General features: G+C 74.5%; 17 protein-coding genes. 7 read left to right on the top strand and 10 right to left on the bottom strand.

Features of this window, described 5'->3' with window-relative positions:
• Positions 1 to 92 precede the first annotated feature (92 nt).
• Complete coding sequence (locus tag NH602_RS18705) at positions 93 to 686, bottom strand: hypothetical protein (RefSeq protein ID WP_253068473.1); 594 nt, start codon at positions 684 to 686, stop codon at positions 93 to 95.
• Between the two features lie 126 nt (positions 687 to 812).
• Between NH602_RS18705 and NH602_RS18700 the strand changes: the two genes are divergently transcribed.
• The 4 genes from NH602_RS18700 (at position 813) to NH602_RS18685 (ending at position 2,368) form a co-directional block, all read left to right on the top strand.
• The gene (locus NH602_RS18700; RefSeq protein WP_253068472.1) at positions 813 to 1,328 is read left to right on the top strand and encodes a hypothetical protein; all 516 of its coding nucleotides are present in this window, start codon (positions 813 to 815) and stop codon (positions 1,326 to 1,328) included.
• A 108-nt stretch (positions 1,329 to 1,436) separates the two neighbouring features.
• On the top strand, positions 1,437 to 1,928 hold the full coding sequence (locus NH602_RS18695) for a hypothetical protein (RefSeq protein ID WP_253068471.1): 492 nt from the start codon (positions 1,437 to 1,439) through the stop codon (positions 1,926 to 1,928).
• Positions 1,929 to 2,012: 84 nt separating this feature from the next.
• Entirely contained in the window at positions 2,013 to 2,171 is a 159-nt protein-coding gene (locus NH602_RS18690; protein ID WP_253068470.1) for a hypothetical protein, read from the top strand.
• The gene (locus tag NH602_RS18685; RefSeq protein WP_253068469.1) at positions 2,168 to 2,368 is read left to right on the top strand and encodes a DUF4236 domain-containing protein; all 201 of its coding nucleotides are present in this window, start codon (positions 2,168 to 2,170) and stop codon (positions 2,366 to 2,368) included. The genes NH602_RS18690 and NH602_RS18685 overlap by 4 nt, the downstream gene beginning before the upstream one ends.
• Positions 2,369 to 2,507: 139 nt before the next feature.
• On the opposite strand, the gene NH602_RS18680 is transcribed toward NH602_RS18685, so the two are convergent.
• Entirely contained in the window at positions 2,508 to 2,891 is a 384-nt protein-coding gene (locus tag NH602_RS18680) for a hypothetical protein (protein WP_253068468.1), read from the bottom strand.
• 472 nt (positions 2,892 to 3,363) lie between these two features.
• On the opposite strand from NH602_RS18680, the gene NH602_RS18675 reads away from it, so the two are divergent.
• From NH602_RS18675 to NH602_RS18665, 3 genes are read left to right on the top strand one after another with little or no spacing between them, the layout of a single operon-like run.
• Positions 3,364 to 3,642 carry a hypothetical protein gene (locus NH602_RS18675; protein ID WP_253068467.1) on the top strand — a complete coding sequence of 93 codons (279 nt, stop codon included), beginning with the start codon at positions 3,364 to 3,366 and terminating at the stop codon, positions 3,640 to 3,642.
• Positions 3,639 to 4,064, top strand: a complete 426-nt coding sequence (locus tag NH602_RS18670; RefSeq protein ID WP_253068466.1) for a hypothetical protein — start codon at positions 3,639 to 3,641, stop codon at positions 4,062 to 4,064. Before NH602_RS18675 ends, NH602_RS18670 begins: the two co-directional genes overlap by 4 nt.
• Positions 4,061 to 4,294 carry a hypothetical protein gene (locus NH602_RS18665; RefSeq protein ID WP_253068465.1) on the top strand — a complete coding sequence of 78 codons (234 nt, stop codon included), beginning with the start codon at positions 4,061 to 4,063 and terminating at the stop codon, positions 4,292 to 4,294. Before NH602_RS18670 ends, NH602_RS18665 begins: the two co-directional genes overlap by 4 nt.
• Before the next feature lie 224 nt (positions 4,295 to 4,518).
• Here the strand turns inward: NH602_RS18665 and NH602_RS18660 are convergent, their stop codons facing one another.
• From NH602_RS18660 to NH602_RS18625, 8 genes are read right to left on the bottom strand one after another with little or no spacing between them, the layout of a single operon-like run.
• Positions 4,519 to 4,881, bottom strand: coding sequence for a hypothetical protein (locus NH602_RS18660; protein WP_253068464.1), 363 nt, complete (start codon positions 4,879 to 4,881; stop codon positions 4,519 to 4,521).
• 32 nt (positions 4,882 to 4,913) lie between these two features.
• A complete protein-coding gene (locus NH602_RS18655) occupies positions 4,914 to 5,108 on the bottom strand; it encodes a hypothetical protein (protein WP_253068463.1) in 195 nt (64 codons plus the stop codon).
• Complete coding sequence (locus NH602_RS31965) at positions 5,105 to 5,473, bottom strand: HNH endonuclease (protein ID WP_253068462.1); 369 nt, start codon at positions 5,471 to 5,473, stop codon at positions 5,105 to 5,107. The genes NH602_RS18655 and NH602_RS31965 overlap by 4 nt, the downstream gene beginning before the upstream one ends.
• Entirely contained in the window at positions 5,470 to 6,471 is a 1,002-nt protein-coding gene (locus NH602_RS18645; protein WP_253068461.1) for a hypothetical protein, read from the bottom strand. Before NH602_RS18645 ends, NH602_RS31965 begins: the two co-directional genes overlap by 4 nt.
• On the bottom strand, positions 6,468 to 11,468 hold the full coding sequence (locus NH602_RS31960; protein ID WP_253068460.1) for a DNA polymerase: 5,001 nt from the start codon (positions 11,466 to 11,468) through the stop codon (positions 6,468 to 6,470). Before NH602_RS31960 ends, NH602_RS18645 begins: the two co-directional genes overlap by 4 nt.
• Positions 11,465 to 11,980, bottom strand: coding sequence for a hypothetical protein (locus tag NH602_RS18635; protein WP_253068459.1), 516 nt, complete (start codon positions 11,978 to 11,980; stop codon positions 11,465 to 11,467). The genes NH602_RS31960 and NH602_RS18635 overlap by 4 nt, the downstream gene beginning before the upstream one ends.
• A complete protein-coding gene (locus NH602_RS18630) occupies positions 11,977 to 13,989 on the bottom strand; it encodes a DEAD/DEAH box helicase (protein WP_253068458.1) in 2,013 nt (670 codons plus the stop codon). The genes NH602_RS18635 and NH602_RS18630 overlap by 4 nt, the downstream gene beginning before the upstream one ends.
• Positions 13,986 to 14,204 (bottom strand): hypothetical protein, encoded by a 219-nt coding sequence (locus tag NH602_RS18625; protein ID WP_253068457.1) that lies wholly within the window; start codon positions 14,202 to 14,204, stop codon positions 13,986 to 13,988. Before NH602_RS18625 ends, NH602_RS18630 begins: the two co-directional genes overlap by 4 nt.
• Positions 14,205 to 14,481: the final 277 nt, after the last annotated feature.

Raw genomic sequence — 14,481 nt, 5'->3', positions numbered from 1 at the left:
GGCGGTCGCGCTGCCCGACGAGCCCGCCGGCCCGCCGCATCCGGCGACGAGCGCGAGCATCAGGCCGAGCAGCGCGACCAGGCGGCCGACGGTCACAGGGCGCCGGTGTCGGCGTAGCCCTGCGGGACGGTGCCGACCTGGCCGCCGGTGCTGCCGCCGGTCACGGGGCCGCCGTCGGAGCTCTGGCCGGGCTCCGGGCCACCGGTGGCGCCGATGCACTCGCCGTCACCGCCGACGATCCCGCTCGGAATCTCGTCGGTCGAGCAGGAGTCGCCCGGGGTCGGCCCGTCCTGGCCGTTGTCGTCGCCGTCGCCGGGCTCCGGCGTCGGGGTCGGGGTGACGTCCCCGCCGTCGCCCTGGTCGCCGTCTCCGGGCTCGTCGGCCGGCGGGGTGCACGCGCTGCGGGCGTCGCCGACGAGCGCGAGCGCCTCGGTCACGCCCTCGGTGCCGGTGCCGATCTCGGCGAGCCGGTCGCTCACGGCGTCGAGGTCCGCGTCGCCGCGCAGTCCGACCGAGGCGTCGACGGAGACGAGCGCGGAGTCGAGCGCCGCGCGGGCCTCGACGCACGCCGCGGTCCCCGGGCCGGTGGGCGGCGGGTCGGCCTCCTGGGCGAGCGCGGTACCGGTGCCGGCACCGCCGATGAGCAGGGTCGCGCCGGCGAGCAGCGCGAGCGTGTGACGTCGCATGTCGGGTTCCTTCCGTGGTGGTCGTGCGCTGTCGAGCGACACTTCTGTCAGCCCCCGGCTTGCACGCCGGTCGAGCCGTGCGGTAACTTCGTCCTGGTCAATTCGCAATGTTTTGGAGGTTCCGCCATGAACAGCACGCAGCACGACATGACGACCGCGCCGGCCTGCGGCATGACGGACGGGTGCGGCGCCGAGGCCGGCGAGCCGTGCGCCGCGGGGTGCCCGTCGCTGGCCAGCGACCCGGTCATCTGCTGCGAGCTGGGCCCGATCGTTCGGCGCACGACGGCCGACCCCGCGCACTGCACGCGGCTCGCGACGACCACGGTCCGCACGCTGAGCGAAGAGGCGACGCCGGCATGCGGTCAGCACGCCGAGCGCTACCGCCACGGCTGCGGCGTCGAGCAGCCCCTCGTTCCGGCCGCCGTAGGCGTCGCTGTCGCGTTCGTGGGGGCGTCCGCGGCTCCGGGAGCCGGCGTCTACTGCTGGCGCTGCTGGGCCGGCCTGATCGCCCGCGTCGACGGCACGCACGTCGCGCCCGGCGAGCAGCTCGACCGGTGCCCGGCCCCGGCCGCGGCCGGTGGCCCGCACTCCCCCACCACCGGCGCCCGGCCGGCCGACGCGCTCGACGTCGAGACGCCCTGACCCGGGCGTGCGCCGTCAGACGACACGAATGTCCGCCCCCGGCTTGCACGGTCGGGGGCGCTCGTGTAACTTCGTCCCTGTCAGTTCGCAGAGTTAAGGAGAACCGCAATGGACACCATCGACCGCGCCGCCGCCGCCCTCGGATTCGCCGGCTGGGCCGACATGAGCGCCGCCCTGTACCTGATGGGCGCCGACCTGGGGTTCGCGCTCAACCTGGGCCAGCGCGCCGAGCTGCCGACCGCGACCCGCGAGCAGCTCGCCCCGGGCGCGATCATCGCCGTGCACGGTCACCAGTGCACCCGCATCGCCCGGGTCTGGAAGGTCACGCCGAGCAAGGTCTCGGCCGTCTACCTGACCCCCACCGCCATCGAGCGGGCCCAGCGCTACGGCAAGGGCGTCGCGGTCCCGAACAACATCACGGCGAAGATCGCCGACTGCGGGCTCGTCAAGGTCGCCCCGGAGACCGAGGCGCGCATCGAGCGCGAGACCGCCGAGGCTGCCGCGCCGGCGCCGGTCGGCGGTGGGACCCAGCTCGTCACCGACGACGCGTACGGCGCCGGGATGCTCCCGCTCGCCGGCGGCGACGGCTTCCTGTTCTGACGGACCGCCCGACCGGGCCCGCGGACACCGGGCCCGGTCGGGCGGCTCCCCCACCACATCACACGAGGGATCGGAGTTCACGACATGTCGAAGACACCCAAGGCCGACGCGAGCAAGGCGGCCGTCGAGGCGCTGCGAGACAGCGGCTACCGAGGGCCGATCGACGAGAACGGCAAGGCGACCACGCACGACGAGTGGTGCGAGCGCCACGGGATCGACCCGACCACCGGGCGCGCGAAGTGAGCCGGCGAGTGCGGTTCAACGCCCGCAAGACGGTGCGGTTCGGGCCGTTCTACCTGCTGTTCACTCAGGGCGGGCTCGCGAGCTACGGCATCAAGCTCGGCCCGTGGACGTGGAACTTCGCCCGGGGCACGCACTCGGTCGACACCCCCGGTCCGGGCGGCGTCCGGATCGGCAAGCGCCGGCGGGGCCGGTCGTGAGCCGCGACGAGCTGTTCGGCCTGGGCGTGCTCGGAGCTCCGGTGCGTGAGCAGCAGACATGGCTGTCAACGAAAACGGGGCTGACCCGCCTCGTGGAGAGGCAAGCCAGCCCCGTAGACGCGGGAGCCCTGCTTCGAGATCAGCCCTCGAAGCTGGTCAGCTGCTCGAGAACGCTCTTCTGCGACTGCTCGGTCGACGAGGCGTTGCCCTGGTCGTTCGAGGACTCGATCGAGTTGTCCTGCACGACCGACTGGCCGTCGCCGCCCTCGCTGTCCTCGTTGGCGAAGTCGCTGATACCGAGGATGTCGGAGGCGTTCAGAGCCGGGTTGATCTGGGTGATCGGGGCGAAGCTGGAGTTGCCCTGCTCGGTGGCAGCACCCTGCTCGCCGGTGACCGTGCCCTCGGTGGTCTGGGACTGGTCCTGGTCGAAGTCGCCCTCGTCGGCGAACGCCATGCCAGCAACACCGAGGGACATCGGCACGGCCATCGCGGAAACGAGCAGGGTACGCACAGACTTGCGCATGAGTCTTCCTCTCCTGGGTTGTGCACATTCCGGAGAAGAACCGGAGTGCTGCACAGAACGCTACCTGGTGCAGCAACGCCACTAACGGCGGGCCTCGTGCTGAAAGTCTCAGAGTTTCAGTGAACCTACCGCGGCCATCATACGTAGCACAGACTTCTCCGACTCCCTGACCAGGAGGTTCGCTGCGAACTCAATTTATATTCGGCGAGGCGTAGACGTTTCGACGCAACATGACGAACCCTCACTCAATAGAGTGAAAACTCTAGTGCGTCACGAGTTCGAAGGGGGTCCCGAAATTGCGTGCAGAGTCGAGCGACCGCACCGCGACGGGGCCGTGTAGGCCGAGCGCCAGCCGGTCGGGAACGCCCCGTAACCGACCGGCCGGCGCCGGCTAGTCACCCCCACCACGAGGTAACCCCTCCGGGGACTCGCCCCGGACCGCCTCCCACCTTGGAAGGACGACACTGTGCTCATGAGCACGAACGAGCGGCCGAGCGAGGCGGAGATCCGCGCCGCGCTGGCCGAGCTGATGACGACCGCGGACGTCGACGACGCGATGGGCTGGACGTCGGGCACTGCGGCGAAGTCGCGCCGGCGCCCGCACGGTCTGCCGGAGCCGGACGCGATGGTCGGCCGGACGCCGGTCTACTTCCGCGCCACGTTCGAGCGCTGGCGCGAGAGCCGGCCCGGTCAGGGCGCCGGCGGGGGCCGGCCGTGGCACCGCGACGAGCCGGTCGAGGCCGGCCAGTGAGCGCCGGCGAGTCGCGTGCCTGGCTCGTCGAGGTCGTCGTCGACGTTGAGGTCGGCGAGATCGACGACGCCGAGTGGACCTCCGCCCTACTCGGCGTGCTGTCACCGCTGGGGCCGAGCATCGAGCGTCAGGGCGCCTTGACCGCGGTGACCTTGAACCTCCGCGGGGACGCGGCCGGAGTCACCGCCCAGGCCGTCGAACTGGTCGAGGCCGCGTTCGCGGCGCGGGGTCGCGAGACCCGGGTGGTGCTGGTGCACGCGTTCGATGCGTCCGAGGCGGCGCGGCTGAGGCCCCGGACGCTCGATGCGCCGAAGGCGTTGGACTCGTTGCCGCCCGACGTCGACGAGCGCGACGCCCGCCGGCTGGCCGCCCTCGGCCCCGACGAGCTGGCCCGGCTCGTCCGCGAACGGTGGGCCCGGTGAGCGCCGGCGAGCCGATCGAGCTGCACGCGGCAATGTCGGTACTCCGCGGCCAGACCGGGGCGACGACGCGCGAGCAGCGGGTCGCGGCCGAGCGCCGCGTCGTCCGCGAGGTCGAAGACCTCACCCGCGTCAAGGTCTGGGCGTACAAGCTGCTCGACGCCCTGGCCGCCGGCGACGACGTCGCGGTCGAGCGGGCCCGTCGCGGCCTGGCCGAGGCGCTCGGCGAGTGACGAGAGCCCCGGCCGGGTGTGAGCGCAGCCCCGGCCGGGGCTCTCGTGTCGACGGGCGTGTCCGTCAGCCGGCATCGAACCCCAGGGGCTGAGCCCCTTGACCGGCGCGAGCCGGAGCGGGTGTGCGCTGACAGGACACGCCCATCATCGGGGACCCTACGTTGCGACTGGTCAGCGCGTCCAGACGGTCATGACAGTGCAGTGCAGTCGTGCGCTGCCGGCGCTCACCCGTCCTGGCAGACGGTGCCGGCCGCGGCGTCGACGAGCTGGCCGGCCTGGTCGGCGTCGACGGGGTAGCTGCCGGTCGAGAACCGCTCGACGGCCTGGTCGACGATGCGCTCGCGCGGCCAGGGCTCGCCGGTCTCGGCGTCGGTGTTGGTCAGCGACGAGCAGGTGTTCGCCGCGTCGCTGGCGAGCCCCTCGGCGTCGTCGGGATGGCCGGGAACGATGCTCGCGGCCTGGTCGACGAACGCGGCCTCGGCGTCGGACAGGGTGGCGGACTCGGGAGCGGGCGCCGGCTCGCCGCCGCACCCGGCCAGGGCCAGGGCGGCGACGAGGGGGACGGCGAAGCGGGCGAAACGGATCACGGCGGTACTACCGTCCGCGACCCGGTCTCGCGTTACTCGCGCCTGGTCAGGCCGCGCCGGTTCCGCGGCTTGCGCGGTGTCCCGGTGACCGGCCGACCGGCGAGCCGCAGCGCTTCGTGAACGGCGACGTCGAGCGCCTCGGCCTCGGTCGCGCCGGCGCCGCGTTCATGGACGTAGGCGTCGCGGGCCGCGGCCACCGGCCGGGGTGTGCGCTCGCCGGCGCTCACGGCGCGAGCCCGGTCGTCAGCCGGTGGTGCGTGCGCTCGTGGGCGAGCCGGGCGCCGGCCTCGGAGTTGCACGGCCCGCACGCCGGCCTGATGTTCGAGCGCCGGTACGTGCCGCCCTCGATGCCCGGGACGATCCGGTCGACGGTGATCGTCGAGTCGTCGAGGGTGAGCCCGCACCGGTGGCACGGGCACGTCTGGCCGTCGCCGAACGTCGCGAGCAGCCACGCGCGCCGGCGGGCCCGGTCCTGGACGTTGCCGCGGGCGTTGCCGTTGCTGGTCCCCCGGCCCACCGGTCGACGGGGCGCCGGCACGGCGACGAGCGCCTCGGCCGGCGGGCGCGGCTCCGGGACGGCCGGCGCGCTCACGCGCTCGCCTCGGCCGCCGGCGGCAGGGCCGGCCCGTGCAGTGGGTGGGCCCGGTCCCAGGCTCGCCACCAGGATTCGCGGGCGTCGGCGAGCCGGTACAGGGTCCGGCCGCCGGCGCGCTCGCGGTCCCAGCCGTCGCGGTGCGCCCAGCTCCGCAGCGTGGCGAGCGACTCGACGCCCAGGTACCGGGACAGGCCGGCGAGGTCGAGCATCGCGTCGCCGAGCGTGCGGCCCAGCCGACGCACCTCGTCGAGCCCCTCCCAGCGGGTCCCGCACCGCCGGCACCGGGCGCTGTCGCCGAACGAGCGGGCCCGGACCTCGCCGGCGCAGCGCTCGAAGTCGCCGGCGCGGGCCGCCATCGTCTCGCCGACCGCCTCGACGAGCGCCGTGTACGCCTCGACGCCGGCCGGCGCGGGCCGCGGGCACTGGCCGAGCGGAACCGAGGCGTCGTGCTCGCCCAGGGCGCGGCGGACGTGGCCGGCGAGCGCCTCGACCGCCGAGGCGAGCCCGTCGAACCACCAGCACCGACCGAGACGCTCGATCGAGACGCGCAGCGCGAGCACCTCGCCGCCCACGGTGCGCGGGCCGGCCCCGTCCGGCACGGCGCCGGCGTCGCGGCCGGCGTCCGCCCACCAGGCGAGCGTGCGCAGCACGGAGGACGCGTTTCGCGGCCGGTCCGGGTCGAGGGTCTGCCCCCGGCTGTCGGTCAGGACGAGCACGTCGTCGCGGGCCGGCGAGCGGGACCCGAACCCGGGTGCGCCGCGCCCGCCGTCGAGGCCTCCGGCGACCGGGGTCGGGTCGAGCCGGCGGTACCCGTCGGCGATGCGGTCGAGCTGCTCGGCGAGCCGGCGCCGGCACGCCGAGCACGTGAGCGAGTGCTCGGTCGGGCCGCGCTGGTCGCAGGCGATGCACAGCAGACGGTCGGCGGTGTCGGTCGGGGTCGACACGGTGATCCCTCCGTTCGGGGTGGTGGGGAGCTGGGCGGGCGCGGAGGTCACGCGGAGTCCTGCCAGGCGAATGAGGGCTCGTCGGCCTCGGCGACGATGCGGACGCCGAACAGCTCGGCCGTCATGCACTCCATGAGCGCCGCGGTCGCGTCGGCGGCCTCGGCCTCCGGCACGAACGTGACGATCTCGTCGTGCACCGGCAGCACGCGGGAGCCGGCCCAGCGGGTGCGCTCCCACCGCTCGACGGCGTCGACGAGCAGCTCGCGGGCGGTGCCCTGGATGCAGTAGTTCGGCGCCTTGTGGGGGTAGGCCTGCGGGAGGTGGATCACGCGCCCGCTGTAGGTCGCGAACTGCGTGTTGCCGGCCTTGACCGCCTCGCGGACCTGCCGGGACCACTCGGAGAGACGCGGGGTGATCTCGTCGAGCGCGTCGATCGCCCGTTGCGCGGTGGCCTGGTCGGTGCCGCCCTGCTCGGCCAGCGTGGCGAGCCCTCCGCCGTAGAGCCGTCCGAACACGATCCGCTTCGCGATGTAGCGGTGCGCCTTGGTCGCGTCCTCACCCCACACGATGCGGGCGACCACCCAGTGCAGGCCGTCCGCGCGGCCGGCGTGGCGCCATCCGCGCTCGGCGAGGATCGCCGTCCGGGCGGCCTTGTCGCCTGTGCCGTCCGCGGCGGCCCGCGCGCTGATCTCGGCGTTGAACGCGTCCTCTTCGGCGATCAGGGCGAGCAGCGTCGGGTCCTGGGAGAGCGCGGCGGCGACGCGCAGCTCGACGCCGGAGAAGTCCGCGGAGACGAGCAGCTCGCCCGGGTCGGCGGTGATGCACGCCCGGACCCCGCCCTCGCGCGGGAGCTGTTGCAGGTTGGGGCGCACGCACGACATGCGGCCGGTGTCGGTGCCGATCGTGTAGACCGTCGGCCTCGCCCGGCCGTCCCCGTGCTCGCCGAGCAGCGCGTACGGGCGCAGGAACAGACCGAGGGCGGTGTCGTGGTGGCGGTAGTCGAGCACCGCCGAGACGAACTCGCCGAGCCGGCCGCCGGCCTTGCGCAGCGGTTCGAGCACGCCGGCCTTGACCGACGGCTTGCCGGTGTCGGTGCGCGGCAGCGCGGCGCCGAGCTGCTCGGCCAGGGCGCCGACCTGGGCGTCGCTGCCCGGGTTCTCGACGCCGAACGCGCGCACCCGCTCGCCGGCCTCGGCCTTGCCGGCGGTGTGGGTCTCGGTCAGCGCGGCGACGTGCGCGCCGTCGATCCGCACGCCGTCGTGCGCGACCCGCGCCATGACCCGCTGAGCGAGCCTCTCGCGGTCGAGGACGTGCTCCGGGGGCTGCGGGAGGGTCCGGCCCAGTGCGGCCGTGTCGAGCACGTCTGAGGCCGCGTATCGCAGCATCGTGGTCGAGCCGGACTCGACGTTGGCCCAGCCGTTGCGCTCGATCGGCGCGGCGAGCTGGTCGGCGAACATCTTCGGGCTCGACCAGCGGCCGGCCTTCCACAGCTCGCCGCGCGCCTGCTCGGCGGCCGGGATCACGGCGTGCGCGCCGAGCACGTTGCCGGCGAGGCGCTTCAACCCCGGGTCGGACCCGGTCGACTGCGGGTCGGCGAGCTTGGCCGGGATGACGGTGTCGTGCATGCGGTCCCACGCCGTGGCGCGGTCGATCAGGCCGGCGACGTCGAGCGGGACCAGGTCCGCGGTCGCGGAGTGGGCGTGCAGCTTGCCGGCGGCGGCGAGCAGCTCGCGCACGGTGCCGGCGTGCTCGACCGGGTGCAGTACCGCGGCGGCGACGTCGTCGCCGAGCTGGACGGTGCGCAGCGCGTAGAGCGTGTGCCCGACCGGGTAGCCGGAGGTCTCGACGTCGACGGTCAGCGTGCCGTCGGTGCGCGCGAGCGCGGCCCGGACGACGGCCTCGGCCTGGTCGAGGGTGACCGGCAGGACGTTGCCGGCGCGGTCGACCACGGCCGGCAGCGCGAGCACCTCGCCGGCCGCGGCGGCGACGGCGGCCTCGCGCTCGGCGATCTTCGCGGCGGCCTTCGCCTCGGACCGCGCGGCGCGCAGCTCGACGTTGAGCGCCTTGCGTGCCTCGGACCGACTGGTGCCGTCCTGGCCGGCGCGGGCCGCCGCCTCCTCCTTGGTCACCGACAGTGACAGATCGCGGCCGCGGAGCCACTCCGGGCATTCGCGCAGGTCAGGGGCGGTTTGGTCGCCTACATTCGCGTTCTGACGTGGTGATGTTTCGGAGCGTGCCTGATCACTCACGTTCCGTGCACGGGCCCCGTTAGTTTCCCGACTGTCGGGAGCCGCACTGTCGGAGCCGTCGGAAGGTCGTTCTGACCTGGGAGACCTACCGGCCCCTGGACCGTCCGGACCGCCCTCGGTCCGACAGTTGAGGGGGTCGTCCCCTATTCCCCCTGTGAACGCGTCAGGGGTACTCCTATTGGAGTAGTCGTGATTATGACTGCTGATAGTACGGGGAGAACTATCGGAACTATCGGCAGCACTAGAAAACTTGGGTTCTGACCTGGTGTTATCCGCGTCCGATAGTTCCGCACTCGAACCGTCGGCAACCGTCGGCGAACTATCGGGGCCCGGCGTGACCGGCGCCACGGTCCCGGGTGGGGTGGGCCCGGCGCCCGGCATCAGCCCGGTCCCGGGGTCCATCACGGACAGTGGCCGGTACTTGACGTTCTTCCGGGGTCCGCCCATGACGAACGGGAACCCCTGCTCGGTGAGCGAGCGCCCGAACGCGGTCTCAGACGGGGGCGACTGCCTGCGGTAGATCGGCTGGGCGTCGAACCAGCCCACGAACGAGCGGTACAGCTCGCGGCCGGGGGTGCCCGGGTCCGACGGCAGGGTGCACATCTCGCGCCACTCGCGCACCGGGTCCTGGCCGGCGGCCATGTCGTCCGCGAGCGCGACGAGCGAGGCCGGCGCCGCGGCGTGGCCGGCGGTGTCGGGCTCCGCGAGCCACGCCGCGCACTCGGACATGAGCGCGGCCAGCACCCCGGGCGCCTCCGCGGCCCACACTGCCGGGGTGAGCGCCTGCCGGGCCGCCCGCACGGTGGCCTGGTCCGCCTCGCACGGCACGATCCGCATGCGGGCGCGCAGCGCCGGGTCCGTGATCGGGGGCTCGTCGTTGGTGGTCATCACCAGCGTGTGCGTCGGGGTGAACGTGACCGGGTTGGCGCGCATCGCGTTGCCGGTGAGCTGCCCGCCGCCGGTGAGCTGCTTCAACCGCTCGGCGGCGAGGTGGCCGCGGCGCGGGCCCTCGTCGATGAACGACAGCCGGCGACCGCGCAGCGCGTACACGACCGAGGCGTGCGTCCCGTCGCCGGAGCCGAGCAGCCGCGGGTCCGCGGCGTGGCCGTAGCTGCCGAGCACGTCGACGAGCAGCGTCACGAGCGCGGTCTTGCCGGTGCGCTCCGGTCCGTAGAGCACCGGCAGTGCCGCGTCCGGATAGCCGGCCAGGGCCAGCGACAGCACGCGCAGCGCCCACCGGCGCACGTCCGGGTCCGGCCAGACAGCGGCGACGAACCGGTCCCAGACCGGGGTGTCGACCAGGGCCGGTGCGAGCTTCGCGGTGTGCAGGTGCGGGGTGGACGGGTCGACCGCGGCCGGGATCGGCTCGTCGAGGCTGGCGCGCAGGTCCCACGGCACCCCGCCGGCCCACAGCACTTCCGGGTCCGCGTCGAGGCCGGCCAGCTCGACCGCGGCCGGGTGGTCGCCGCCCTTGACGATGGTGCGGAGCTTGCGCTCGACCCGCGACGACGTGCCGCTGTTCATGAACGACGCGCGCCGGACGGCCTGCCACTGCCCGTCGGTGCGCTGCGACGGGTCCTTGTCGATCGGGGTCTCACCCAACGGCATCAGGCGGGCGACGATCGACACCGCCCACCCGGAGAGGTCTTCACGCTCGCGCCACGCCTCGGCCTGGCGCACGACCCACGAGTCGGCATCCGAGGCGTAGCGCAGCACCGGCACCGTCCGCGCGGCGACGGCCTCGGCGAACTCCTGGTCGTTGCCGCACCAGTACGGATCGAACGCCTCGACGCCCAGGGCGCGGTACGGCGACCACGGCGGGCCCGCCGGCCGCTGGGCGGCGACGGCCTGGGCGGCGTCACCGAACCGGGCCTCGTCCTCCGGGGTGTAGACGCGGAACGGCTGCTCGGCGCCGTCGGTGAGCCCCTGCTCGATCCACCGGCGGTCGTCCTCGTCGGGCGCTCCCCACGCCTGCGAGCACGCCCGTTCCAGCCGCGACCAGGCGTCGGACTCGTCGAGCCATCCGCCGCCGACGTAGCCGCCGAGGGTCATCGCGGCGCGCATCAGCGTCGAGCGGAACCCGTCCCCGTCGGCGGGGTTCCAGTCGGCGACGGCGGCGAGCTTCTCGGCGATGGCGCGCTCGGCGGCGACCTGGGCCTGCGGCTCGCGGTTGGTCGCGAACTCGCGCCACCACGCCGGCCCGCCGGCCCGGGTCACCGACGTGCCGGAGCGGGCAGCGCGCACCCGGTCGGCCAGCGCGGCGCCGGAACGATCGCGGCCGGCCGCGGTGAGCCGGTCGAGGTCGGGTCGGGTGTGCCAGGTGTAGGCGACGGGCTCGCCGGTCGCCTTCGACGCCTTGACCGTCGGGGCGAGGAACGCGAACCCGCGCGAGCTGCCGTCGGGCAGGCCGCCCTTGACGTCGACGCCCGGGAGCACCCCGTCCCGGGAGCCGACGCCCAGCGGGGCGATGAACGAGTGGAACCCGCCCGACGGGGTCTCGGCGGTGCCGTAGGAGACGGGCACGACGTCGAGGCCTTCGAGGTCGCCGCCGTTGCGGGGGTCGACGTCGAGCAGGTCGAGCGCGGCGCCCATGACGGCGCACAGCGCCATCCCGGGCGACCAGGCGTCGACGACGGCCGGGTCGGGGGCGGTGTGCTGCCACCCGGTGGGCAGCGCGAACCCGGTCGCCGACGTCTCGTCGGGCCGGGCGACGAACACCGGCACGCCGGCGCGGGCGAGCCCGCGGGCGACGTCGAGGGCTTCGCGCTGGGTGTCGGTGAGGTGGGGCGCTTGGGTCACGAGCGCGGCCCCTTTCGTGTCGGGGAGCGGTCAGAGCGGGCGCTCGCGGCCGGGGAGCCGGCGGCGCGGGTCGACAGCGGGTCGGGGTGTCCGCCGTCGCGTACGGCTGCGTAGAGGGCGTGGCGCGCGGCGTCGCGGGCGTGCCGCATCCCCTTGGTGGCCTCGACCAGGCCGGCCGCAGCCAACCGGCGGTCGGTCGCCCACGGCTTGACGTCCGCGGCCCGGTAGCGGCGGATCGGCACGTTCTGGTCCTCGGCGAGCCGGGCCAGGGCGCCGATGACGTCGCGCGTGCGGGTGCCCGCGCTGGCCGACGACGAGCGTGCGGCGCGCGCACCGACGACGAACTCCTCGACGGCGAGCAGCGACTCGTCGGTCTCTTCGAGCATCGCGACGACGACCGTGCACAGCGCGCCGGCCGAGCACTGCACGACGTCGGGGGCGCGGTGCGGCCAGAGCAGCACGATTCCGGGTGTCGGGCCGGGGTCGACGCCGATCACGGCGAGCCGGGTCATGCCGCGACCGCCTGCTCGTCGTCGCGGTCGTCGCCCTCGACGGCGAGCCGGTCGTCGGCCGGGGCGGGCTCGTCGAGGCCGGCCTCGGTACGGGCCTGGTCGAGCGTGCCGGCGGCCTCGCCGACCGAGTCGTCACGGGAGCCGGCGCCGCCGAGCAGCTCGGCGACGATGCGCGGGTCCTCGACCATCTTCGACAGGGCGCCGGCGCGCTGCCGCAGGATCGAGCGCACGCGGGTGTCGATCGTCTTGCGCGCGACGACGTCGACGATCTCGATGCAGTCGTGGCGCTCGGACCCGATGCGGTGGGCGCGGTCCTCCATCTGTAGCGCCTCGACCAGCGACCAGGGCCGCTGTAGGAAGATCAGGCAGGACGCGGCGGTCAAGGTGAGCCCGACCCCGCCGGCGCCGGTGGTGACGCCGATGACGTCCAGCTCGCCGGCCTGGAACGCGCGCACCGCGGCCGAGCGCTCGGTCGCGGTCTGGCCGCCGACGACGTACCCGACCCGATAGCCGGCCTGCTCGGCCTGCTCGCCGGCCAGGACGACGAGCTGCCGCGACGGCGCGGCGACGATGAACTGTTGCCCCGGCCGCTCGGCCATGACGTCGAGCGCCTCGTCGACCTTCCAGCTCGGCGCGCGGAGCGTGACGTTCTGGTGCAACTTCTCGACCGGGAGCCCGGTCTCCGGGTCGTCGACGGTCTCGGTCCACGACTCGACGTCGGCGGCGCTGCTCGCGAGCTGGGCAAGGCGGGTGAGCTGGGCGAGCACGGTCATCGCCGACAGCGACGAGCCGGAGGTCTCTCCCCCGTCGCCGTCGTCGACGCCGGGCAGGTCGGCGAGCATGTCGCCTTCCATCGCGTCGTAGGCCTTGCGCCACTTCGCCGGGATGTCGACGGTGCGGACGCTGTAGACCTTCGGCGGTAGCTCGGCCAGGACGTCGGCCTTCGCCACGCGGCGGTGCTGGCCGAGCACAGCGGTCCGGTACTCCGGCTCGCGGGCGTGGTTGAGGCCGAGCACGGTCGCGGCGTACTCGCCGGGCATGGTGTCGCAGTAGCGGCCGACCCACCGCTCGCGCGACGGCCACGCGTCGGGGCTCATCGCGTAGAGCGCCGGCCACAGGTCGCCGGGGTGGTGGGTGATCGGCGTCCCGGACAGCGGCACGCACAGCGGCCCAGCGGGACCGGAGCGCTTGTGTGCGGCGTCGGTGAGCCGGCGGACGGCCTTGCTCTGGTCGGTGGCCTGGGCCTTGATCTTGTGGCACTCGTCGACGACGACGCCGGCGGGGTTGAGCGCGAGCAGCGGCGACTTGCGCCGGTCGGCCTCGCCCGCGTCACGGGAGGCGATGCCGTAGGTCGTGACGTAGACGTCGGCGGTGTTCGCGAGCTTGCGCCGGCGGGCCGGCGAGCCGCGCCAGGCAACGGCGCGCCACTGCGGCGCCCAGGTGGTGAAGTGCTCGACCCACGAGTCGACGACCGCGGACGGGCAGACAACGACGAGCGGGAGCACCTCGTGGCCGCGGGCGGCGCGCTCGACGGCGCCGAGCACGGTCGACACGGTCTTTCCGGTGCCGGGCTCGTCGGAGAGCAGCACCGACCCGACGAGCCCGATCATGAACGCGCCGGCGACCTGGTAGCTCCGCGGGACCAGGCCGGCGGGCGGGGCGACGAGCAGCTCGCCGGCGCCGGCCTCGGACGCGGCGCGGGCGGCGACCTGGTCGCCGATCCACGCGGTGAGCGCGGGGCCGGGCCGCCACTCCGGGCCGTAGGTCTCGGCGAGCTGCACGACCGCGGCCCAGGTTGCCGGCATCCGGAGCGCGCCGGCCTCGGCCGACCCGGGCTCGCCGGTGGCCTTGATGAGCGGGGTCATCACCTGTAGCCGGCGGGCGGCCTCGGCGACGGCGTAGTCGGGCCCGTCGGCAATGAGGATGATCGTCTGCCGGTCGGCGGTCAGCTCGCCGACGATCGTCGCGCCGGTGGCCGAGGCGACCGGGGCCAGCACCGGCGCGCTCACCGCTCGACCTCGACGAGCGTGTGCGCGTGGTGGGAGTCGTCGATCCGGTCGAGCGCGTGCGGGCCGCCGAGCAGGTCGAGGAACCCGGAGTCGTCGTACCGGACGCGGGCGAGCCACGCGGCGTCGTTGTCGCCCAGGATCAGGATGGCCGGCATGTCGTCGGGCAGTCCGACGAGCGCGGCGCGCAGCTCGCCGACGGTGAGGGCGTTCGCCACGGTGCCTCTCCTTTCGTGTGGTGGGTGGTCGGGAGACGGACCGGGGGCCGGCCCGCGGGGTCTGTCCTGCGCACTGCTCGCGATGAGCGCCCACATGGGCCAGTGATGGCAGCGACGTCCGCGGGCCGGCCCCCGGTCAGGGGCGACCTGTCAGCCGGCCTGCTGACTGGTCAGCCGCGCGAGCAGCGCGGCCTTGTCCTCCGGCAGGTCCGCGCCGGCGGCCGGAGCCGGGGCGGCGGGCTGGGCCGGAGCAGCCGGCGCGGCCGGGGCCGGCGGC

The sequence above is a fragment of the Pseudonocardia sp. McavD-2-B genome (assembly GCF_024124365.1).
Lineage (GTDB): Bacteria > Actinomycetota > Actinomycetes > Mycobacteriales > Pseudonocardiaceae > Pseudonocardia > Pseudonocardia alni.
The sequence above is the reverse complement of the archived record's forward strand: the minus strand, read 5'-3'. Positions and strand labels throughout refer to the sequence as shown.

Bases quoted from the DNA above. Each gene is read 5' to 3' on its own strand.
- NH602_RS18705 (WP_253068473.1), bottom strand. From the start codon at position 686: ATGCGACGTCACACGCTCGCGCTGCTCGCCGGCGCGACCCTGCTCATC.
- NH602_RS18700 (WP_253068472.1), top strand. From the start codon at position 813: ATGAACAGCACGCAGCACGACATGACGACCGCGCCGGCCTGCGGCATG.
- NH602_RS18695 (WP_253068471.1), top strand. From the start codon at position 1,437: ATGGACACCATCGACCGCGCCGCCGCCGCCCTCGGATTCGCCGGCTGG.
- NH602_RS18690 (WP_253068470.1), top strand. From the start codon at position 2,013: ATGTCGAAGACACCCAAGGCCGACGCGAGCAAGGCGGCCGTCGAGGCG.
- NH602_RS18680 (WP_253068468.1), bottom strand. From the start codon at position 2,891: ATGCGCAAGTCTGTGCGTACCCTGCTCGTTTCCGCGATGGCCGTGCCG.
- NH602_RS18675 (WP_253068467.1), top strand. From the start codon at position 3,364: ATGAGCACGAACGAGCGGCCGAGCGAGGCGGAGATCCGCGCCGCGCTG.
- NH602_RS18635 (WP_253068459.1), bottom strand. From the start codon at position 11,980: ATGACCCGGCTCGCCGTGATCGGCGTCGACCCCGGCCCGACACCCGGA.